The organism is Aeromicrobium sp. Root495, from assembly GCF_001426755.1.
Taxonomy (GTDB): Bacteria; Actinomycetota; Actinomycetes; order Propionibacteriales; family Nocardioidaceae; genus Aeromicrobium.
In genome coordinates this window covers 1-19,924 of record NZ_LMFJ01000001.1, presented here as the reverse complement: position 1 = coordinate 19,924, position 19,924 = coordinate 1, and the positions used below count along the sequence as shown (strand labels likewise).

Here is a 19,924-nt window from a genome sequence, read left to right as displayed (position 1 = left end):
GGGGCGGCGGGCGAGGACGCGACGACCTTCTCCGGAGCTGTGGACGGCGCCGTTCGCGCCCCGCCGCCCTGTGGACGACCCCTATGCTGAGGACGTGACCACAGCCGGGACACGTTCGGCCGCGTTCTTCGACCTGGACAAGACGATCATCGCCAAGTCGAGCACGCTGGCCTTCAGCAAGCCGTTCTTCCAGGGCGGCCTGCTCACCCGGCGCGCCGTGCTCCGCAGCGCCTACGCCAACTTCATGTTCTCGCTGCAGGGCGCCGACCACGACCAGCTCGAGAAGATGCGCGCCTACCTGACGCAGATGATCGCCGGCTGGGACGTCGCCGTGGTCCGCCAGTGCGTCGCCGAGACGCTGCACACCGTCGTGGACCCCATCGTCTACGCCGAGGCGGTCGAGCTGATCGAGCAGCACCAGGCCGCCGGACGCGACGTCGTGATCGTGTCGGCCTCGGGGAGCGAGGTCGTCGAGCCGATCGGCGAGATGCTCGGCGTCGACCACGTCATCGCCACCACCCTGGTGGAGGAGGACGGCCGGTACACGGGTGAGGTCGCGTTCTACGCGTACGGCCCCCACAAGGCGGCCGCCATGCGCGCGCTCGCCGAGGAGCGCGGCTACGACCTGGCCGACTGCTACGCCTACTCCGACTCCGAGACCGACGTGCCGATGCTCCAGGTGGTCGGGCACCCCTTCGCGGTCAACCCCGACAAGACCCTGCGCAAGGAGGCCGAGGAGCGCGACTGGCCGGTCCTCACCTTCGGGCACCCCGTCACCCTCAGCAGCCGGCTCGCCCTCGACACCACCACGGGCAAGGCGGCGGCAGCGCTGCTGCTCGCCGGTGGCGCCGGAGCGGCCGCCGCACTGCTCGCCCGGCGTCGCACCCGCGGCGCGTCCTGAGCGTCGTCGTCGCGCTTGCGCGCTTGTGAACGAGTGCGCACAACGTTACGAGTGCGTAGGGGTTCCCCGGCTCGTGCTCGGGGCGTAGAACTGAGGCACAACACCACAGACGACCAGTAGCTTCGGTACCCACGCGGCGATCACCCTTCTGACAGGGCAGTCACGTCCGGGACATCCGCGATCAGGGATCACGCGGCCCCGGCTGACATCTTGAGACAGCACGCTTGGTAGCCGACCCTGCTGGCCCCTGACCGGCGTCACCATCCAGGTGACGCCGGTTTCTTGTGCTCGACCGCACTCCCCTCGGCAACCTGACCCATACCTCGGGAAGCTTCCGTAGGGATGGGTCGGTCTGCCAACCCCCCGTGGTAAACCGGGCTGGGGGGTCAGGTGAGGGGGGAGGCTTCGGCGGCCTTCGTGAAGGCGGTCGGGGCGTAGAGGAGCCACTGGTGGACGCCGGTGGTGTCCCCGCGGGAGTAGCCCTCGAGCCCGGCCCGGTAGGCGATCTCGTCGGCGGCGTGACCGGCCTCGGGCACCGTGACCGACGCGGGGTCGACACCGCGCGTCACGAGGACGAGCCGTTCGGCGGCCCGGGCCACGACCCCGTTGTGCGAGAGGAACGCGGACGCGTCGGCGATCTCGGCATGCACGAGGGCCGCCACCACGAGCGCGGGGGCCTGGGTGGGTACCGCGAGCGAGCGGGCCAGCTCGGTGAGGCGGGCCACCCCGTCGGAGGACGCCGGACGGCCGAGGTCCTCGTCGGCCACCGACCCGGCGGCGGCCAGGGCGTGCAGGCGGGCGATGGCCTGGACCGGCGAACGCTTCCAGATCTCGGTGAGGCCGAGGAGCTCGGTGCTGAGGCGCACGGCGGCGCGACCCGTGGCGTCACCGCCACCCGACGTGAGCACGTCGACGTCGGGCTCACCGCCCTCGAGCCGCGACGTGGCGGCCGCGCCCAGCAGGAGCGAGCGGGCGGTGTGGTCGGGCGTGCTGCGCCGCAGGCCACGGTCGCGCAGGACGGCATCGATGCCGTCGCGGGCCGCCGCGAAGGCAGAGGGAACACCCTCGAGCGAGGCGGCGGCTAGGAACGGGTCGACGGGGGACACGGGCCCAAGGTACCGGGCCGCCAGTGGCCCGAACGGTAGCCTTCAGGGGATGAACACGGCGGGCCAGATCCTCGGCAGCTCGTCCCCCACGGGACCGAGCGGTGCCGAGCGCGCCGCCGCCTGGCTCGTGGCCGACCAGCTCTCCTGCGTGCTCCACGTGGGCGACAGCCCGCTGGCCTACGTCCTGGCCGACCAGGGCCACGAGGTCGTGGTGGCGGGCGACGACGTGGTCCGTCGCCGGCACCCCGACGTCCTCTACGTGCGCTCCGTCGGCGAGCGCCTCCCGTTCCGTCCCGACGCCTTCGACGTCGTGGTGGCGCCCGAGCTGCGCGACTCCCCCGTGGCCCTCGCCGACTACGCCCGCGTCCTGCGCCCCGGTGGCCTGCTCTCCACGCTCACCCGCACGCACGACCGGTCCATCCCGTGGATGCGCCGGCTGCGCGAGATCGTGGGCGAGCCGCCACAGCCCCGCGACCCCGCCGACACCTTCGGGGCCTCGGGCCTGTTCACCGACCCCGAGTCCACCGAGATCGGGGCGTGGGAGCAGCTCGACCTGCCCGGTCTGCTGCGCTTCGCCGAGGAGCTGGGCGGCACGCCCGGAGCCCCGCTCGACCCCGCTCAGCACGCCGGCGCGGTGCGCAACCTGTTCGGCGAGTACGCGGCGCAGACGGGCACGCTGCGGGTGCGGCACCAGACCACGTGCACGCGGGCCCGGGTCGTCAAGGACACCACCCAGGAGCCGGAGGAGCAGCCCGACACGTTCCTCCTCGACTTCCGCTGAGCATCCTCGGCCCGGCGCGTCGCCACGATCTGTCGGTGCTCGTGCCTACCGTGAGGGACATGGACTACTCACTCACGCAGCTGGGGCTCGCCGTCGTGTGCGAGGCGTGCGAGGGCGAGATCGACCTGCTCGAGGACGAGCTGGGCTCGGCCCTCTGCCGCCAGTGCGGCGTCGCGTTCCTCGTGGAGGTCTCCCCCCGGCGTCTCACCGCCTAGGGCAGCCCGCGTCGCAGTCTCCGTCCCGCGAAGGATCAGACGTCGAGGCGCTGGCCCGAGCCGACGAGCTCACCCCGGTCCTCGGGGTCGTCCGACGACGGGTCGGGGCGCGACAGGGCCGGGATGAGGAACGGCAGCGCGAGGACGGTCCAGACGTAGCGGTCCCAGAGGATCGTCGTCATGGCGCCGATGATGGCGTAGCCCATGACCGGCAGCACGAGCAGGACGTAGGGGTCCGGGAGCCTCGCCGCGCGCAGGAACACCGAGCCCAGCATGACGAGGTAGACCGCCAGGCCGATCACGCCGATGCCGGCGGCCACCTGGAGGTAGATGTTGTGCGCCTCGAGGATCTCGGCGAGGCCCTGGCCGATCACGGGGTGCTTCTGGAAGGAGTCCCACGCCTCCTGGGCCAGCTGTTCTCGCGCGACGTCGGACCCGCCGGCCGAGCCGCCACCGAAGAGTCGGCCGAGCGCGTTGTCGGAGCTGTCGTCACCCTTGAGGTAGGCCTGCGCCACGAAGTAGGCCACCGGGATGGCCGCACCGAACAGGGTGACCGCCACGCCCACCGAGCGGCTGAAGACGACGTAGAGCACGATGACGGCGGCCAGGGCCAGCAGCGCTGCGCGGCTGCCGCTCACCCAGACACCGAGACCACAGCCGGCGGCACCGGCGAGCGCCGTCCAGCGGTACGCCTTGGGCAGGACCGTCCAGAGGAACGGGCACAGGGCGAAGCCGAGCATGGCTGCGAGACCCATGATGTTGGGGTGCGTGGAGTAGCCCAGCCGACGCCCGAAGTCGACGACGCCGACCGTGAAGGCGAAGCCGAGGTTGAGGATGTTGCCCGCGACGTACGAGGCCGCGAAGGCGATGAGCACCTCGCGGCGCGGACGCCACCAGGAGAAGACGATCGGCAGCAGGAGGGCGCCGATCGCGAGCCGCATGAGGAACGCGAGGCTCCCGACGGGGTTGTCGCTCAGCACCGAGCTCACGATGCCGACGATGAACAGTCCGCTGGCACCCGCGAGGTAGAGCGGCTCGCGGGGGAATGGCCGGCCCATGAGCACCGGGATCAGGAGGCCGAGCGCGGCGAAGAGGATGAGGTCCGAGAGCGACGCGATGCCGAGCGCGGCCACCGGTCGCAGCCGGTCGAGGGGTGACAGTGCGATGCCGAGGGCGAAGAGCGCGATGGCGGCGCCCTCGAAGCCCGCGGCGAGCACGAGGCACAGCCCCACGGCCATGGCCACCGCGAACCCGGCGCCGATGGTCGACCCCGTGCTGATGGTGATGAGCAGCAGGAGCAGGACCGCCACCAGGAGGGCCGGACCCGCGAAGGCGACCGCGGCACGCAGCCGCGGGCTCGGCGCCAGCGTCTGGAAGGGGGTCATGAGCGGGAGAGCGTCGAGGCCTCGTCGCCGGACTTCTGGACCTGCTCGGGCTTGACGGCCGTCGGGAGGGCCGAGCCGTAGCCGTAGCCGTGCCCGTAGCCGTAGCCGTAGGCGTCGTCGCTCGCGCGACGCGGCGTGCGGTTGAGGACGCAGCCGAAGAGCCGGCCCCCGACCGTCTCGACGCGCTCGACCGCGAGCCGCAGCTGCTCACGCGTGGTGGACCCGTGGCGCACGAGGAGCAGGGCGCCGTCGACCTCGGTGAGCAGGATGGACGCGTCGGCCACGGGCAGCATGGGCGGGGCGTCGATGATGACGGTGTCGAACTCCTTGCGGACCCGCGAGAGCAGGTCGCGCATGGCTCGGGACTCCAGGACCTCGGCCGGGTTGGGCGCGGCAGGCCCCGTGCCCATGAAGGAGATGCCGCTGACGTGCGGCTGGATGGCCTGCTCGATGGTGGTGCGACCCACGAGCACCGACAGCAGACCGACGGAGTTCTCGAGGCCGAGGAGCTCGGCGACGTTGGGGTTGCGCATGTCGGCGTCGATGAGGAGCACCGAGCGGCCGGACTGCGCCATGGAGATGGCCAGGTTGGTGGCCGTGAGGGTCTTGCCCTCGTTGGGAAGCGCGCTGGAGACGAGGATGGCCTGGCGGTCGGCGTCGAGCTTCACGAACTGCAGGTTGGTGCGCAGCACGCGGAAGGCCTCCGCGAGGTTGCCGCCGGTCTCGGCGCTGAGCGGCTCCTTCTTGACCTGCGGGTAGAACGGCAGCGTGGCCAGCACTGCGCTCGACGTGATGGTCTCGACGTCGCGGCGCGACTTGACGGTGCGGTCGAGCAGGTCGCGCACGAGCGCACCGGCGATGGCCACGAAGAGGCTCACGAGCAGTCCGGCGGCCAGGTTGAGCGGCACGTTGGGCGCCACGGGCGAGGAGCGGAAGCTGGGGTCGGCGGCGATGCGCGCCGTGACGGCGGCGGTCTGCCCCGAGGCTGACGGGCGCTCGAGCCGCTTGACCAGCGCGACGATGGCATCGGCCTCGGCGCCGGCGATGAGCTGGGCCTGCTCCGCGGTGTCGGCGGTGACGTCGATCTGGATGTTGTTGGTGCCCGTGACGACGGTGGCCGAGATCTGGCCCGCCAGCTCCTGGGGCGTCTCGTCGAGGTCGAGCCGGGTCACGACGGTGTCGAGGACGGCCGGGTCGACGGCGAGGTCGGCGTAGGAGGCCACGCGCTGCTGCAGCGTGTAGGCGGCGACGTACTCCGTGGTGCCACCGCCGGGGGTGGACATGAAGATCTTCACGGTGGAGCCGTACTGCGGTGCCATGGTGAAGACGAGCGCGACCGTGGCGATGGTCCCGAGGAGGAACGCGACGAGCGCGAACTTCCATCGCGCTTGCAATGTTCCGAAGAACTGCCGCAGCTCCACGTACTTCCCCATTCATCGATCAGACGACGGACAGGTCGTCATGGCATGCCGAGTCTATGCCACGACCTGGGGCGCGACCGATCATTCACCGCGCTCCAGCAAGCCCCTCCGAAGGACAGAACGAGTCAACCGGGCCGGAGTTATGGCGAGCAGGGCCGCTGCGGGGTCACGGAGGAGCGCCGTCACCGCCCCGTCGGGCGGCCACGTCGCGGGCCGTGGGCGGCCCGGGATCAGGAGGTCAGGCCGCCGTCGACGACGATGACCTGACCCGTGAGGTACGAGCCGGCGGGGTCGGTGAGGAACTGGCAGACGCGGGCGATGTCCTCGGGGTAGCCCAGTCGGCCGGCCGGGGTGCGGCGCTCGATCTGCTTGAGCTGGCCCTCGTCGAGACCGTGGCTCATCTCGGTGCGCAGGTAGCCCGACGCGATGCTGTTGACCGTGATGCCGCGTGAGCCCAGCTCGCGGGCCAGGGCGCGGGTCAGGCCGTCGAGGGCGGCCTTGGACGCGCTGTAGACCGCGAGACCGCGGTAGCCGGAGAGGCCGACGATCGACGAGATGTTGACGATCGAGCCGCTGCCCTTGGCGAGCATGCGCCGGCTCACGAGGCGCGACATGTAGATCGTGCCCTTGATGTTGAGGTCGACGACGGTGTCGATGTCGTCGTCGGAGAAGAGCCCCAGGATGCCGTCGCGGGCCACGCCGGCGTTGTTGATGAGGACGTCGATGCGTCCCCACTTCTCGATGACGGCCTTCACGAAGACCTCGGCGTCGGCGGACCTGGCGAGGTCGGCCGTCCCGAACAGGAAGCGGTCGGCGGTCTCGGGGTCGGACTGCCAGGCCTCCACCTCGGCAGTGATGCTCCGGGCGCAGGTCGCGACGATGTCGCCGGCGTCGAGGTAGGCCTGCACGATGCCGGCGCCGAGGCCACGGCTGCCGCCCGTCACGACGACGACGCGGGGGCCGGTGGGGGTGGCTGCTGCGGTCATTCTGATCTCCTGACGATCTTGCTTCCGGCGGTGGTGATGTCGTCGACGAACGTGATGCTGCGGGGTCGGGCGGCCGGCACGAGGTCGGCACACGCCTCCCGCAGGGCGACCTTGAGGACGTCGAGGTCCTGTCCGGGCGCGGCCACGACCTCGAGGGCCACCACCGCACCGACCATGGGGTTGGGACGACCGTAGACGCGGGCCATGTCGACTCCCGGCACCGCCCCGACGCGCTCCTCGATGGGGAGGGGGTGCACCTTGACCCCACCGACGTTGATGACCTCGGAGGATCGTCCTCGGAACTCGACGCGGTCGCCGACGACCTCCACGAGGTCGCCCGTGGCGCGCCAGCCGTCGGGGTCGACGGGCGGCTCTCCGTGGTAGCCCAGCATGCCGATGCGCGAGCGGATCCAGAGCTCCCCGTCGACGACCTTGAGGTCGACGTCGGCGTCCTCGCCCCGCTCGAGGGCCTCGACGGACAGACCCGGTCGCCCGTCGCGCACCGAGCCGGTGGAGCCGAACTCCGACGCGGCGTAGACCTGGGAGACGGCGGCGGCCGGGAAGGCGGCCTGCAGCTCACCCAGGAGCGGGCCGGGAATGGCCTCGCCGCCGAGCGTGATCTGCTGCAGGACCGGCAGGCCGGCGCCGTCGGAGCGGGCCTGCGCGAGCAGGAAGCGCCAGTAGGTGGGCGTGGCGCTGGCGTGGGTGACGTCGAGCGTGCGCATGGCCTCGAGGCCCTCGATGGGCCGACGCGGCGCCGGGGCGACGAGCGTGGCGCCCGACGCGAAGACGTGGAGCAGGACCTGGAGGCCGGCGAACTGGTGGAGCCCGTAGGCCAGGAGCCAGCGCTCGCCGACCGCGGGCCGCACGCGGCGCGTGCTGCGCACGAGCCTGGCCCAGTCGTGCCGGACCCCTCGGGGGGCGCCGGTGGTGCCGGTGGTGAGCACGAGGTGCGGGCGCGAGGCGGGAGCCTCGAACGGCTCGGCCGACGAGCCCGGGTCACCGTCGAGGGCCTGGTCGGTGGTCCACGTGGTGGGCGCCAGCGCGGCGAGGTCGGCGTGGTCGGTGACGAGGAGCTCGTGCTCCATGCGGTTCAGCAGGTCCGCGGTCTCCTCGCGCCCGCTCGACGGCGGTGCCGGCGGCGGGTAGAGACAGGCCTCCACGCCCACGAGCGAGGCGGCCGCGAGCAGCGGCACCACGACGCGCGCCTCGTGGTCGGCCACGGCGAGACGACGGACACCCTCGGCGCGCAGCCGGGCGGCCGCCCGTCGGGCGGCGTCGGCGAGCTGCCCGTAGGTCAGCTCTTCGTCGTGCGTGACGACGGCCAGACGGTCGGGGTCCTCGACCTCCACCCGCCGCAGGAGCTCGTACAAGGTGTCAGGCCGGAAGCGCTGCGTAGAAGGCCTGGATCTCGCCCAGCGTCTGCGGCATCTCGCCCGAGGAGTAGGGGTCGCTGCCGTGGACGTCCTCGAGCGTGGCCGAGAGCTCTGCGGTCTCGAGCGAGTCGAGCTCGGCGCCGTCGGCGTAGAGCGGCGTGCTGTCGCCGAATCCCTCGGGCAGCTTCTCGATGCGCGTCAGGAAGTCGGTCACGGTGCGCTCGACGTCGGCGGGGGAAGTCGTCATGGTGGTGGTTGCTCCTCGATCACGGCCGGCGGATGGGTCCGGCACTTCGTCAACGAACTCCGCGCGCGGAGGTCACGGTGCTGGAGGTCAGGCGGGGCGACGGGCTCCGACGATCCCGTAGCCGAACGTGCCGTCCCGCCAGAACGCCTCGAGTATGTCGCACGAGCCGACGAAGGCGGCGTGACCCTCGACGCCGATGAGATCGACGACCGCGTCGTGGTGCAGCTCGGCGTTGGCCCGCCAGCGGTCGAAGGTGGGAAGCGTGGCCTGGGTGAGGTCGTCGGCCACCTCGACCTCGAGCCCGAGGCCCCGGACGGCCTCGACGTAGTAGTCGAGGGACTCGAAGTGGGCGTCGCCGAACGCTGCGCGGAGCGTGGCGAAGTCGACACGGCGCTCGCGCACCTCGCGGAAGGGGATCTCGCGGAAGCGGAGCAGGTCGCACAGCACGAGCCGGCCGCCGGGGCGCAGGACGCGCGCCATCTCCGAGAGCAGCGCGGGCCGGTCCCGCATGAGGTGCGCGGACTCCAGCGCCCACGCGACGTCGAACGAGGCGTCGGGGAAGCCGTTGTCCATGCCGTCGCGCTGCTCGAAGGTCACGCCGTCGAGCCCCAGCGAGGCAGCGCGCTTCCGTGCCGTCTCCACGCCGACCCCGCTCGTGGTGATGCCGACGACGTCGACCCCGTGGGCCGTGGCCATGGCCACGGCCGGCGCGCCCGAGCCGCAGCCGACGTCGAGGACGCGGGTGCCCGAGGGCGCCTCGTCGAGGTGGGCGGCGGCGACCATCCGTCCGGTCAGCGCGCGCGTGGCGACGTCGAGCGGGTCGTCGGCGTGGTCGAAGACTCCGTAGTGCAGCTCCTCGCCGAGCAGCAGGGCCCAGGCGGCGGTGATGTGGTCGTAGTGCGCGGCGGGGTCGTACGACGGCGTCTGCGGGGACTCCGAGCTCATGCGGTCTTCTCCTCCTGGGGTCCGCGGGACCCGACGCGACGGGCTGGCGAGCCCATGACGACGGCCCCGGCGGGGACGTCGGACAGCACGACCGAGTTGGCGCCGATCATGGCGTCGTCGCCGATGGTGACGCCGCCGACGAGCACGGCGTGGGCTCCGACGACGACGCGGTCACCGATCGTGGCCCACTCCTGGACCTCGTCGCCCTGGGGCTCGTAGTAGCGCCCTGCGCACGTGACGCCGCCGGCGAAGGTGACGTCGTCGCCGATGACGACCCCGTAGCCCATGGTGACCCCGACCGGGTGGGCCAGCATGAAGCCGCGTCCGATCTGCATGCCCGGGCCCAGGTCGGCGCCCACCAGCACGTTGCCGAGCGTGCGGAGCTGCTCGGCGAGGCGCACGCGGCCCGAGCGGGCCAGCACCTGCTGGGCGCGCAGCACGAGCGAGGCGAGCAGCCCCGGGAGCGAGGGGAGCCGCAGCACGACGCGGAGCCACGACGCCGTGGACCCGGGTCGGTAGCGCTCGTAGTCGGAGAACACGAGCTCCTTGAACGACAGGGTCTGCGCCGACAACGGCACCGCTTCGGTAGACATCGGGGCGAGCGTAGTACAGCAGCCGCGCGCAGACCGGAGGTCGTGCGAGAATTCACGCCGTGGACCGCACCCCTCTGCCGATGCCGCTTCGCATCCTCTTCAAGGGCGCCTCGACGGTGATCTGGACCTCGTTCATGAAGGGGCCGCGCACCGACCTCGCGTACCCCCGCGTCGTGGAGCGCAACCTGCTCCGGCGCGGGCTCCCCGTCCGACCCGAGGTGCGGGCCGTCCCTGCCGAGCGCGCCAGGATGATGCTCCGCACGTGGGAGACCGAGGTCTCTCAGCTCTCCCCCGACGTCATCGTGCTGCACTGCGGCCACATGGAGACGATCCACGTCTTCATCCCGCGCTGGCTCGAGCGGCACGTGCGCGGGACGGCCGACCGACCCGGCTTCTTCCGGGAGCGGTACCGCCGACGCCTCCTCGACCCCGCCTTCGGTCTCCTCGCCAAGCTGCAGAAGCAGGTCGACCTCCGTGTCCCGACGCGGTACTTCGACCGCCGGACCCGCAAGTTCGGCGCCACGCTCGAACGCTACGTCCGCCGCTCGCGCACCGTGGCGAGCCCGCTCGTGCTCGTGATCGGCCTCGTCCCGCACGGCTCGCGCTGGGACACCTGGTTCCCGGGGATGGCGGCACGCCTGGAGCAGATGGACGCCGAGCTCCGCGCGCTCGTGCAGCGCGTCGACCACCCCGACGTCCGCTACGTCGACCTCATGCCTCTGTACGCCGAGCACGCCGCGCGTGGCGAGGAGGCCTGCCCCGACGGCGGCCACTTCACGCCGCAGTTCCACGCCGACGTCGGCGACCTGCTCACCGCCGAGGTGCTCGCCTGGGGCGAGCAGCAGACCCACCTCGACTGGTAGCCCCGGCCGGCTCCCGCCGACCGAGGCCCGTCCGGGACGTCAGGAGATCCGGCGGATCCAGAGCGAGGACGGCGGGTTGATGTCGTCGTCCACCGGCACGTAGTCGGCGAACCGCTCCCGCAGGACCGACTCGTCCTGGTGACGGATCATGGGCGCCGACAGCACGACCTCGAACGCGGAGTTGAAGGCCAGGAACGTCTGCACGACCATGGCCTCGTTCCAGTAGACGGGCCAGCGCTCGCCGAACAGCCACGTGGACGACGGGTAGGGCGTGTTGTACGGGAAGTGGACGTCGTGGATGTGCACCCACACGCCCTTCTTGACCTGCGGGAGCACCTCGAGGAACAGGTACGCGACGTCGCTGTCGATCTTGAGGGCGTGGGTGGAGTCGATGAACAGCACGTCGCCGTCCTCGAGCTCCTGGAACTTCGAGACGGGGACGTCCTGGACGAAGCCCTCGACGAGGTCGAAGTCGGGGAGCGTCCGCAGCGCGTCGAAGGGGTACGGCTCGACGCACGTGATGTGCAGCGGGTCGCCCTCGGCCTTGTTGCGCTCGGCCGCGAGGGACGCGTAGAAGGTGGACAGGCCGGAGCCGACCTCGAGGTAGCGGCGGGGCTTGTGCTCGCGCAGCATGAAGTAGAGGAACCGGGCGTCGAGCGCCGGGTAGCCGGGGCCGAACCCACGCCGCGTGTTGGCCAGGTAGTCGCCGGTCTGCTCGACGAACTCGGCGTCCCACTTCTTGGCCAGGTCGTCGAGGGTCTCGGTCATGGCAGGGACGTCGATGTCGAGGCCGGCGAGGGCGCTGGGCTTGTCCCACCGCGCCTTGGTGGCCTCGATCTCGGTCAGGACGGGCAACGTGGAGTAGTAGTCGCCCTTCTTGACGATGTTGTAGCCGAGGGCCTTGCCGAGCCGCTGCGCGCCACGGATGCGCGCCTTGCGCGAGCCGAAGACGACGCGGTCGAGACCGTTGACGACGGGTGAGGGCAGGAAGCGCGCGGCGCGTTCCTTGGCCGAGGGAGTGGGCTGCTGCTCAGGCAGGAGGCTGACCATGCGGAGATCGTACGGGACGCGGCTCCCGCTCGGAGCCGCTTGTCGCGAGTATGCTCACGGCGTGCCGGACGCCAACCCCGGGCCGCGACCGGACACCGACGAGCAGCCCCTCCTCCCCGACCCGCCGCCCCCGGTCACCGGCACCGCGCGGGGCGGGTTCACGTTCCTGCTCATCGTGGGTGCCACGTTCGGCGTCCAGTTCCTGATCCTCGCCTCGGGCGTCATCTCGGCCCGGGTGCTGGGGGTCGAGGGACGCGGCGTGGTGGCCCTCGCCATGGCCATCGCGACCTTCGCCGCCCAGCTCAGCTTCGGGGGCAGCCTGCCCCCGGCGATCACCAAGCTGCTGGCCGAGCGACGCGTGGGCGCCCGCGACGGCTTCGGCGCCGTGGCGCGTCGCCGCGGTTGGCTCCTGGTGCTCCCGGCCCTGGTGGCCGGTGCGCTGGTGCCGGTCCTGCACCACGGGGCCGACGTCGAGGAGCAGGTCGTCACGGCCGTCGTGGTGGTCGTGATCACCCTCCAGACGATCCTCTTCCTCGTCCTGGCCGGCGGCCTGCAGGGCGAGGGCCGCCTCGTCCGGATGGCGTGGGTCGCGCTCGCCCCGCAGGCCGCCTTCGTGGTGGCCCTCTCCGTCGCGCTCGCCGCGGACTGGTCGTGGGGCGCCACGTCGGTGCTCGTGGCCTACGTCGCCGCCAACGGGCTGGGCCTCGTGCTCTCGTGGTTCGCGCTCCTGCGCCGCGGCGGCGGTGAGCCCATCGAGGAGGCGGCCCTCTGGACCGAGACCCGGCGCAACTACGTGAGCGGCGTGCGACCCCTCGACGGCCTCGGCATCGAGCGGCTCCTCGTGGGCGGTCTGCTCGGCACCACCGCCCTCGGGCTGTTCGCGGCGGCGACCGCCGTCTCCAACTTGTGCCGCCTCGTGAGCACGGCCATCAGTGTCGTGGTCCTGCCCCAGGTGGCCCAGCACCAGGAGGACCCCGACGGTCAGCGCGCCGTCATCCGCCGGTGGACGGGGGTCACCGTCCTCCTCGTGGTGGTCATCGTGGCCGCCCTGGAGGTGCTGGCCGAGCCGATCATCCGCCTGGCCTTCGGCCAGGAGTTCCTCGGTGCGGTCGCGTGCGCCCGCTGGCTCATCCTGGCCGACGGCCTGTTCGCCGTCCGGCGGGTGTTCATCGCCGTGCTGCAGGGGCAGGGACGAGGCGGCGTGGCGTCATGGGTCGAGCTCGCGCTCCTGCCCGTCCTGGCGGTGGGGATCGTGGCCGCCTCGCTCTCGGACTCCCTGACGGGCGTGGGGATCACCCTCGCCCTCGTGGGCGGGCTCAGCTGCCTCGCCCTCGGGTGGGCCGTGGCGCGCCGACCGCGCGCCCGGGTCGTCCGCGGCCGCCATCGCGCCTGACCGACCCCCGGGCGGTCAGGCTCAGTCGCGGGCGAAGATGCCGTCGATCTGGAGGATCTCGCCGGTGGGCGAGGCGTAGCCCTGCTCGACGACGACGAGGTGGAAGCCGTGGTCGTAGGCCCAGGAGACCGCCTCGTCGACGAGCATCCCGCCGCCGTACAGCGGCACGAACGACAGCTCCAGCTGCAGTCCCACGCACGACTCCACGGTGTCCGCTCCGCCGGCCAGCACCTCCCGCTCGAAGCCCTGGGTGTCGATCTTGAGGAAGGGCGCCCGGTGGTCGGCGAGGAGGTCCGGCGTCTCGTCGTCGAGGCGGGCGATGGTGATGGTCTCCTCGCCGACGTAGGTGACCTGCGGTGCTGCCTCCACGTGCGCGTCGAGCATGGGCAGCAGCGAGCTGCTGGTGCTGTTGGACGCGATGTTGATGACGGCCTCGCCGGCCTCCGAGCCGAGTCCCTTGTGGCGGGTGCTCCAGCGCGGGTCGGCGGCGCTGCCCTCGGTGAGCGCGGCGAAGGCCGAGGCCTGCGGCTCGAACGAGACGATGTCGCCGCGGTACCCGAACTCGCGGAGCTGGCGACCGTAGCCGCCGTCGGCCGCACCGACGTCGAGCACGAGGTCGACCCCGAGCCGCTCGAGCAGCATCTGGCGGCGGGTGGCGGGGTGGCGGCGCACCTCGAAGCCTCGGCGGCCGAGTCCGCGGACCGCGGCGTGCATCAGCGTGTGACGGGCACTCATCGTGCGATCCTCTCGTACGGACGTCCCTGCTCGTCGACCCCCAGGACGGTGCGGCCGAACTCCTCGGGCGTGACCTCGTCGAGCTCCTGCGTGACGGTGAAGTCACCCTCGACGACCGTGCGGATGGCCGCCCCGATGCTCTGGGCCGTGAACTCGCAGGCGACGCCGGTGCCGGTGGCCTCGACCTCTCGGGCGCGCACGACCGAGCCGGTGGTGACGACCGGGACCCCGGCCGCCTGGGCCTTGCCCATGATGCCGCTCGGGCCGTTGTTGGTGAGGGCGAGCGGCACGACGTCGGCGGACGCCACGAAGCGGTCGAGCGTGTCGTTGTCGAGGAACTCGTCGCGGGCCACGACCCGCTCGCGGTCGCGGGGCTCGAGCGAGTCCAGCCACTCCTGCACGCCGGGCTCGAAGCCGCCGGCCAGGACCAGCACGGCGTCGAGGCCGGAGGCGTCGATGGCCTCCAGGATGAGCGGGGCGTTCTTGCGCGGGCCCACCGCGCCGAAGATGCCCACGACGACCTTGTCCTGAGGCAGACCCAGCTGCTCGCGGTACAGGGCGGCGTCGCGCGCGTGGGCCGAGCTGTAGTGCGGGTCCCGGACCCGGCGCACGATCCACCCGCGAGCGTCGTCCTCACGTCCGCTGAACCCCACGACGCGGTGCAGGCTGCGGCGCAGCATGGCCACGACGGCGAGCGTGGCCTTGGGACCGCGCAGGCGCCAGCCGGTGAGGTCGGTGAGGCGCAGGCGGGCGGGGTAGCGGGTGAGCATGAAGATGACCCGCGGGCGACGGGTGAGGCCGCGGAGCTGGCGCGGGGCGACGGCCCACCACCGCTTGAGCGGCTGGTCGCCGTCCATCAGCACGACCCGTCCGACGGGGACGCCCTGCACGCCGGTGCGGCACCAGTCGGCCGAGAGCCGCGCGAGGTCGGCCGTGGGCGGGCGCCGGTCGTCGAAGACGCCGACCGCCTCGAAGGAGTCGGAGTCGAGCAGGTGACCGAGGTAGACGCGCAGCGAGGGGTTCTCGACCCCCTCGTGGGTCGTGAGCATCACGACCGGTCCGTGGTGGACGGCGACGCCGGCGACGGCGGCCACCGCCTGGTAGTGATGCCCTGCGTAGTCGGGCTCGACGATGACGGTCGCCGTGCGGTCCTGAGCCATGCCAACCTTCCTGTACCGACCCCTGTGGAGTCGGCACACCCTACCAAGATCGACCGCTTCGGGACCGTTCTTCGGACCGCGCTCGGCGGGCCGTCGCTCTAGCGGGGAGCGAGCACCTCGAGCAGCTGCTCGTGCGCGACGAGGGCGGCGTCCCTGCGCTGCTCGAACCGCCGACGTGCCCGCTCGGCGTCGTCGGGCCCCGCTCCGCGCACGGCCTCGACGACGGCGGCGGGAAGGTCGTCGCCGACGCGCACCAGGTGCCCCGGCTCCACGAGCTCCTGCAGGCAGCCGGTGTCGTAGGCGACCGCCGGGACGCCGTGGCGCAGCGCGTCGAGCACGACGAGCGGCTCCGCCTCGTTGACGTAGGTGCTGGGGAACACGAACAGGTCGATGTCGCGGTAGAAGGCGTCGACGGCCGGGCCGTCGAGGCGACCGGGTGCCGCCACGCGGTCGGGGTGCCTGCGGACCACGTCGTCGACCAGGGCCTGTGCCTCCGGGGAGGAGCACGGGCCCGCGAGGAGGAGCCGCGCGTCGAGGCCGGCGTCGAGCGCCCGGTCCAGTGAGGCGACGACGTCGGCGAGGCCCTTCTCGAGCGACAGGTTGCTCAGGTGGCCCAGCACGAACGCCCCGCCCACGGGCGCGTCCCCCGGGGGCACAGGGCTCATGAGGCCCGCGTTGGAGCACGTGAGCACCCTGGCCGCTCCCGGGTAGAGCTCTTGCAGGCGCGCCGCCATCACGTCGCCCAGCACCACGTGGACGAGCCGCGGTCCGCCGCACCGGACCAGGGCGGCCATGGCGGCCGAGCGCTCGTGGAGGTAGCTGTAGTTGTGGTGGTGGTAGGCGGCCGGGCGCCGGGTCACGCGCGCCAGCAGCACGAGCAGCGCCTGGTACCAGACCAGCTCGCCGCCGGCGCCTCCCACGTACAGGCTCCCCCGGCCCGGGGCACCGACCAGCACGACGAGGAGGCCGCGGACCAGGCGCACCAGGCGCCGGGCGAGGCCCGCGTCGTCATTTGTGTCGACCCGGACGAGCGGCCGCGCGGAACGGCCCGCCAGGCGCTCGGCGACGTCGGCCGTGACGCGCGCCGCCCCGTGCATGGGGGGCGGGAACGGTCCGACGACGCGGACCGGCCCCCCCGAGGTGCTTGCGGTCATCCCGCCGCGGGCTCGCGCACGTAGACGTGGTTGAGGCCCTCGATCTGCAGGAGGCGGTACCCCGCCCGGCGCAGGAGCTTCGTGGTGGCGATGACGGCGCGGACGCGGTGGTCGTCGAACTCGACGCAGAGGCAGAGCGGCCGCATGCCGTCGCCGAGCATCTGCTCGATGACACGGTGCTCCGCACCTTCGATGTCGAGCTTGAGCACGGCCGCCTCGGTCTCACCGGCGTCCTCGACGAGACGGCGGACGGTGGTGACCGGCATCTTCTCGACCGTGGAGGTGGAGGTGCCCGAGGGCGTGGTCTCGCCGATCATCCAGGACTCCTCCCAGACGTCGTCCTGGGCGAACTCGAGCTCGGTGACCGAGGTCCAGACGCCCACCGGGATGAAGGTGAGGTCGGACCCCAGGCCCTCCACGTGCTCGACGGCGGCCGGGGTGGGGTCGGCGGTGTAGACGCGGTAGCCGAGCCGCAGGAGCTCGAGGTCGAAGGTGACGTCGGTGCCGGCCCCCACGCAGAAGGCCGGGCCCGCGTCGGGATCGACCGAGGGGATCCACCAGCCGCCGTAGTAGGTGCCGAACCGCTGCATGCCCGCAGGTCGCTCGGGGCGCAGCCACGCCTCGAGGAAGAAGATCGCGAGCTTCATCTTGGCCTTGGCGAGGAACACACGTGCTCTCGACATCCGAACCCTTTCGAAGAGGATCTCCCCCGGTGGACCGCAGTCTAGGGGTCGGGACCCGTCCTGGCGCCACTCTGCGGCCGGATGCCGTGCCTAGACTCGTGCCGTGAAGTTCCTGAACGACCTGCAGCCCTCGCACGACCTCACCTACAACGACGTCTTCATGGTGCCGGGACGGTCCGAGGTCGCCTCGCGGTTCGACGTCGACCTGTCCACCGGCGACGGCACGGGCGCCACGATCCCCCTCGTGGTGGCCAACATGACCGCCGTGGCCGGGCGCCGCATGGCCGAGACCATCGCGCGCCGCGGCGGCGTGGCGATCGTCCCGCAGGACATCCCGCTCGACGTCATCGCGCGGACGGTGGCCCGCGTCAAGGCGGCGCACACCGTGTACGACACCCCTGTCACCGTCCCGCCGGGCACCACGGTGGGCGAGGCGCTCAGCCTCCTGCCCAAGCGTGCGCACGGCGCTGCGGTGGTGGTGGAGGACGGCAAGCCACTCGGACTCTTCACCGAGCGCGACGGCGCCGAGGTCGACCGGTTCGCCCAGGTCCACGAGGTCATGTCCACCGACATCCGCACGGTCGAGGCCGGACTGGACCCCCGCGAGTACTTCGACGTGCTGAGCGGCAGCCACCTCAGCGTGGCCCCCGTCGTCGACGGCGGCGAGCTCGTGGGCGTCATCACGCGCAAGGGCGCGCTGCGCTCCACGGTCTACGCGCCGGCCCTCGACCCGGCCGGCCGTCTCGTCGTGGGCGCCGCGGTCGGCATCAACGGAGACGTCCGGGCCAAGGCGGCCGCCCTGCTCGCCGCCGGGGTCGACGTGCTGGTCGTGGACACGGCCCACGGCCACCAGGTCAAGATGCTGGACGCCCTGCCCCTCGTCGTCGCGGCTCGAGACGAGCACGAGCAGCGCACCGGGCGCCGGATCCCCGTCGCGGCCGGCAACGTGGTGTCGGCCGACGGCACCCGCGACCTCGTCGCGGCGGGTGCCGACATCGTGAAGGTCGGCGTCGGGCCGGGTGCCATGTGCACCACCCGGATGATGACCGGCGTGGGCCGTCCCCAGTTCTCCGCCGTGCTCGAGTGCGCCGAGGCCGCCCGCTCCGTGGGCGCCCACGTGTGGGCCGACGGAGGTGTGCGCTACCCCCGCGACGTCGCGCTGGCCCTGGCCGCGGGCGCGGCCAGCGTCATGGTGGGGTCCTGGTTCGCCGGCACGTACGAGAGCCCCGGCGACCTGCGGACCGCCGCCGACGGCCGCCTGTACAAGGAGTCGTTCGGCATGGCCAGCTCGCGCGCCGTGGCCAACCGCACGCGCGACGCCGCCGGCTTCGAGAAGGCCCGGATGGCGCTCTTCGAGGAGGGCATCAGCTCCTCACGCATGTTCCTCGACCCGGAGCGCCCCGGGGTCGAGGACCTCGTCGACGCCGTCACCGCCGGTGTCCGCTCCAGCTTCACCTACGCCGGGGCCCAGAGCCTTCCGGAGTTCGCCGAGCGGGCCGTCGTCGGGCTGCAGAGCTCGGCCGGGTACGACGAGGGACGCCCGCTGCACACCAGCTGGTGAGCCGGAGGCCCCCCGGCAGAAGGCCCCGTTCCCAGGACCGGTGGTGCAGGACGACGCGGCGGCCGGTCCTGGCCCGACCCGGGTCGGAAGTCCTGCAAGATGGCTCGTTCGGGTCATCTGTCGGCCCGCCCGAGTGGGTACGCTTCGTGGCACGAGGACGAACGCCGCCCTGAACGGGAGACCTGGGGCGGCAGCCATGGACAACAGGTCCCGGGCGTTCGGGGGGTGGGACCGTCTGCCTGTTCCGACTCGTCGACCAGGAAGCGCCTACGTGCTGACCCACGCCCTGCGACGCACCGTCACCACTGCCATGGCCGTCGTGGCCTCGCTCGTCGTCCTTGCATCGTCGACCACCGTCGCCCTGCCGGACGACGCCGTCGCAGCAGCCGCGGCCCCGAGCTGCGGTCCCACGCGCTACAAGCCGGACGGATCGGCCTGGCGCTGCAGGTTCGCCGACGGTTTCGGCGGCAGGTCCCTCGACCGCAGCCGCTGGCAGCCGGTGACCACGAGGACGAGCGGCTACGCCATCAACCGCGACTGCTACTTCGACAGCCCGCGCAACATCGCCGTGAACCGGGGGACCTTGCGCCTCACCGCACGAAGGACGTCGAAGCCCTTCACGTGCAAGAGCCCCTCGGGCAGGTACCGCTCGTCCTACACCGCTGCGAGCCTCACCACGCTCGGCCGGTTCCAGCAGACCCACGGACAGTTCGAGGCTCGCATCCGGTTCCCCGGGACCCGCGGGCCCGGCACCCACAGCGCGTGGTGGCTCTTCCCCACGAGCCGCGCGTACGGTGGCTGGCCGTGGGCCGGTGAGATCGACATCGCGGAGTTCTACGCCCAGTACCCCGACCGGGTGGTCCCGCAGCTCCACTACGTGCCGCGGGTCGACGCGGGCGTCGCTTCGCGCAGCAACTACTACTGCATGATCTCGAAGCCGTCGGACTGGCACACCTATCGCCTCGTATGGTCCCCGACCCTGCTCACGATCAGCTATGACGGCAGGACGTGCCTCTCCTACACGCTGCTCCCGGCGCGGGCCGAGTCCGGCCGTTCGATCGCGGCCGGCAAGCCCTTCGACAAGCCGTTCACCCTCAACCTGACCCAGGGAGCGGGACTGGGCGACAACGCGCCCACCGCCGGGACGGCGTTCCCGGCCACGATGGTGGTCGACTACGTCCGGGCCTGGTCCTGACGCCCTGGCCGGACCACGGTCGAGACCGATGTGGGCGCCCTGCTGACGCCGTGCGAGCTTCCTGACAGCCGCACCGGAACCTGAGACGATCACAGTCGTTAAGACTCTCGAACGTTCCACATCAAGCAGATCGGAAGTACACACATGACAGTTCTGGTGACAGGCGCCGGCGGG

Annotated in this window: 20 protein-coding genes; 7 read left to right on the top strand and 13 right to left on the bottom strand. The window is 72.1% G+C overall.

Annotation, left to right across the window (positions count from 1 at the left end; translation table 11 throughout):
• Window positions 1-94 precede the first annotated feature (94 nt).
• Window positions 95-901 carry an HAD family hydrolase gene (locus ASD11_RS00095; protein WP_056288184.1) on the top strand — a complete coding sequence of 269 codons (807 nt, stop codon included), beginning with the start codon at window positions 95-97 and terminating at the stop codon, window positions 899-901.
• Between the two features lie 386 nt (window positions 902-1,287).
• On the opposite strand, the gene ASD11_RS00090 is transcribed toward ASD11_RS00095, so the two are convergent.
• Window positions 1,288-2,007, bottom strand: coding sequence for an oxidoreductase (locus ASD11_RS00090; RefSeq protein ID WP_235503217.1), 720 nt, complete (start codon window positions 2,005-2,007; stop codon window positions 1,288-1,290).
• 49 nt (window positions 2,008-2,056) lie between these two features.
• Here ASD11_RS00090 and ASD11_RS00085 point away from each other — a divergent pair, with 49 nt between their 5' ends.
• Window positions 2,057-2,788, top strand: coding sequence for a class I SAM-dependent methyltransferase (locus ASD11_RS00085; protein ID WP_056281578.1), 732 nt, complete (start codon window positions 2,057-2,059; stop codon window positions 2,786-2,788).
• Window positions 2,789-2,847: 59 nt separating this feature from the next.
• Complete coding sequence (locus ASD11_RS17950; RefSeq protein ID WP_156464509.1) at window positions 2,848-3,003, top strand: hypothetical protein; 156 nt, start codon at window positions 2,848-2,850, stop codon at window positions 3,001-3,003.
• 35 nt (window positions 3,004-3,038) lie between these two features.
• Here the strand turns inward: ASD11_RS17950 and ASD11_RS00080 are convergent, their stop codons facing one another.
• The 7 genes from ASD11_RS00080 to ASD11_RS00050 all read right to left on the bottom strand — a co-directional run bounded on the left by ASD11_RS00080 (window position 3,039) and on the right by ASD11_RS00050 (window position 9,956).
• Window positions 3,039-4,388, bottom strand: coding sequence for an O-antigen ligase family protein (locus tag ASD11_RS00080; RefSeq protein ID WP_056281575.1), 1,350 nt, complete (start codon window positions 4,386-4,388; stop codon window positions 3,039-3,041).
• Window positions 4,385-5,821: a polysaccharide biosynthesis tyrosine autokinase gene (locus ASD11_RS00075; RefSeq protein ID WP_056281573.1), complete on the bottom strand. Its 1,437-nt coding sequence runs from the start codon at window positions 5,819-5,821 to the stop codon at window positions 4,385-4,387. Before ASD11_RS00075 ends, ASD11_RS00080 begins: the two co-directional genes overlap by 4 nt.
• 218 nt (window positions 5,822-6,039) lie before the next feature.
• Window positions 6,040-6,795 carry an SDR family NAD(P)-dependent oxidoreductase gene (locus ASD11_RS00070; protein ID WP_056281571.1) on the bottom strand — a complete coding sequence of 252 codons (756 nt, stop codon included), beginning with the start codon at window positions 6,793-6,795 and terminating at the stop codon, window positions 6,040-6,042.
• Window positions 6,792-8,168, bottom strand: coding sequence for a class I adenylate-forming enzyme family protein (locus ASD11_RS00065; protein WP_056281569.1), 1,377 nt, complete (start codon window positions 8,166-8,168; stop codon window positions 6,792-6,794). Before ASD11_RS00065 ends, ASD11_RS00070 begins: the two co-directional genes overlap by 4 nt.
• 4 nt (window positions 8,169-8,172) lie before the next feature.
• On the bottom strand, window positions 8,173-8,418 hold the full coding sequence (locus ASD11_RS00060) for a hypothetical protein (RefSeq protein WP_056281567.1): 246 nt from the start codon (window positions 8,416-8,418) through the stop codon (window positions 8,173-8,175).
• Window positions 8,419-8,505: 87 nt separating this feature from the next.
• On the bottom strand, window positions 8,506-9,363 hold the full coding sequence (locus tag ASD11_RS00055; RefSeq protein WP_056281565.1) for an SAM-dependent methyltransferase: 858 nt from the start codon (window positions 9,361-9,363) through the stop codon (window positions 8,506-8,508).
• Window positions 9,360-9,956, bottom strand: coding sequence for a serine O-acetyltransferase (locus ASD11_RS00050; RefSeq protein ID WP_082554059.1), 597 nt, complete (start codon window positions 9,954-9,956; stop codon window positions 9,360-9,362). Before ASD11_RS00050 ends, ASD11_RS00055 begins: the two co-directional genes overlap by 4 nt.
• Window positions 9,957-10,015: 59 nt before the next feature.
• On the opposite strand from ASD11_RS00050, the gene ASD11_RS00045 reads away from it, so the two are divergent.
• Complete coding sequence (locus ASD11_RS00045) at window positions 10,016-10,819, top strand: SGNH/GDSL hydrolase family protein (protein WP_156464508.1); 804 nt, start codon at window positions 10,016-10,018, stop codon at window positions 10,817-10,819.
• Window positions 10,820-10,858: 39 nt separating this feature from the next.
• On the opposite strand, the gene ASD11_RS00040 is transcribed toward ASD11_RS00045, so the two are convergent.
• Window positions 10,859-11,869: a class I SAM-dependent methyltransferase gene (locus tag ASD11_RS00040; RefSeq protein ID WP_056281554.1), complete on the bottom strand. Its 1,011-nt coding sequence runs from the start codon at window positions 11,867-11,869 to the stop codon at window positions 10,859-10,861.
• A gap of 61 nt (window positions 11,870-11,930) precedes the next feature.
• Here ASD11_RS00040 and ASD11_RS00035 point away from each other — a divergent pair, with 61 nt between their 5' ends.
• On the top strand, window positions 11,931-13,262 hold the full coding sequence (locus tag ASD11_RS00035; RefSeq protein WP_056281549.1) for a lipopolysaccharide biosynthesis protein: 1,332 nt from the start codon (window positions 11,931-11,933) through the stop codon (window positions 13,260-13,262).
• A 21-nt stretch (window positions 13,263-13,283) separates the two neighbouring features.
• Here ASD11_RS00035 and ASD11_RS00030 read toward each other — a convergent pair whose 3' ends face one another.
• The 4 genes from ASD11_RS00030 to ASD11_RS00015 all read right to left on the bottom strand — a co-directional run bounded on the left by ASD11_RS00030 (window position 13,284) and on the right by ASD11_RS00015 (window position 16,994).
• Window positions 13,284-13,997, bottom strand: a complete 714-nt coding sequence (locus tag ASD11_RS00030; RefSeq protein WP_056281544.1) for an FkbM family methyltransferase — start codon at window positions 13,995-13,997, stop codon at window positions 13,284-13,286.
• A complete protein-coding gene (locus ASD11_RS00025) occupies window positions 13,994-15,157 on the bottom strand; it encodes a glycosyltransferase (protein ID WP_056281540.1) in 1,164 nt (387 codons plus the stop codon). The genes ASD11_RS00030 and ASD11_RS00025 overlap by 4 nt, the downstream gene beginning before the upstream one ends.
• A 98-nt stretch (window positions 15,158-15,255) precedes the next feature.
• Window positions 15,256-16,311: a glycosyltransferase family 4 protein gene (locus ASD11_RS00020; RefSeq protein ID WP_082554058.1), complete on the bottom strand. Its 1,056-nt coding sequence runs from the start codon at window positions 16,309-16,311 to the stop codon at window positions 15,256-15,258.
• The gene (locus tag ASD11_RS00015) at window positions 16,308-16,994 is read right to left on the bottom strand and encodes an FkbM family methyltransferase (protein WP_082554057.1); all 687 of its coding nucleotides are present in this window, start codon (window positions 16,992-16,994) and stop codon (window positions 16,308-16,310) included. The genes ASD11_RS00020 and ASD11_RS00015 overlap by 4 nt, the downstream gene beginning before the upstream one ends.
• A 103-nt stretch (window positions 16,995-17,097) precedes the next feature.
• Here ASD11_RS00015 and ASD11_RS00010 point away from each other — a divergent pair, with 103 nt between their 5' ends.
• Window positions 17,098-18,555: a GuaB1 family IMP dehydrogenase-related protein gene (locus ASD11_RS00010; protein ID WP_056281531.1), complete on the top strand. Its 1,458-nt coding sequence runs from the start codon at window positions 17,098-17,100 to the stop codon at window positions 18,553-18,555.
• 271 nt (window positions 18,556-18,826) lie between these two features.
• On the top strand, window positions 18,827-19,750 hold the full coding sequence (locus ASD11_RS00005; protein ID WP_056281528.1) for a glycoside hydrolase family 16 protein: 924 nt from the start codon (window positions 18,827-18,829) through the stop codon (window positions 19,748-19,750).
• Window positions 19,751-19,924 lie beyond the last annotated feature (174 nt).

Bases quoted from the DNA above. Each gene is read 5' to 3' on its own strand.
- ASD11_RS00060 (WP_056281567.1), bottom strand. From the start codon at position 8,418: ATGACGACTTCCCCCGCCGACGTCGAGCGCACCGTGACCGACTTCCTG.
- ASD11_RS00040 (WP_056281554.1), bottom strand. From the start codon at position 11,869: ATGGTCAGCCTCCTGCCTGAGCAGCAGCCCACTCCCTCGGCCAAGGAA.
- ASD11_RS00070 (WP_056281571.1), bottom strand. From the start codon at position 6,795: ATGACCGCAGCAGCCACCCCCACCGGCCCCCGCGTCGTCGTCGTGACG.
- ASD11_RS00015 (WP_082554057.1), bottom strand. From the start codon at position 16,994: ATGTCGAGAGCACGTGTGTTCCTCGCCAAGGCCAAGATGAAGCTCGCG.
- ASD11_RS00050 (WP_082554059.1), bottom strand. From the start codon at position 9,956: ATGTCTACCGAAGCGGTGCCGTTGTCGGCGCAGACCCTGTCGTTCAAG.
- ASD11_RS00055 (WP_056281565.1), bottom strand. From the start codon at position 9,363: ATGAGCTCGGAGTCCCCGCAGACGCCGTCGTACGACCCCGCCGCGCAC.
- ASD11_RS00020 (WP_082554058.1), bottom strand. From the start codon at position 16,311: ATGACCGCAAGCACCTCGGGGGGGCCGGTCCGCGTCGTCGGACCGTTC.
- ASD11_RS17950 (WP_156464509.1), top strand. From the start codon at position 2,848: ATGGACTACTCACTCACGCAGCTGGGGCTCGCCGTCGTGTGCGAGGCG.
- ASD11_RS00030 (WP_056281544.1), bottom strand. From the start codon at position 13,997: ATGAGTGCCCGTCACACGCTGATGCACGCCGCGGTCCGCGGACTCGGC.
- ASD11_RS00080 (WP_056281575.1), bottom strand. From the start codon at position 4,388: ATGACCCCCTTCCAGACGCTGGCGCCGAGCCCGCGGCTGCGTGCCGCG.
- ASD11_RS00085 (WP_056281578.1), top strand. From the start codon at position 2,057: ATGAACACGGCGGGCCAGATCCTCGGCAGCTCGTCCCCCACGGGACCG.
- ASD11_RS00025 (WP_056281540.1), bottom strand. From the start codon at position 15,157: ATGGCTCAGGACCGCACGGCGACCGTCATCGTCGAGCCCGACTACGCA.
- ASD11_RS00075 (WP_056281573.1), bottom strand. From the start codon at position 5,821: ATGGGGAAGTACGTGGAGCTGCGGCAGTTCTTCGGAACATTGCAAGCG.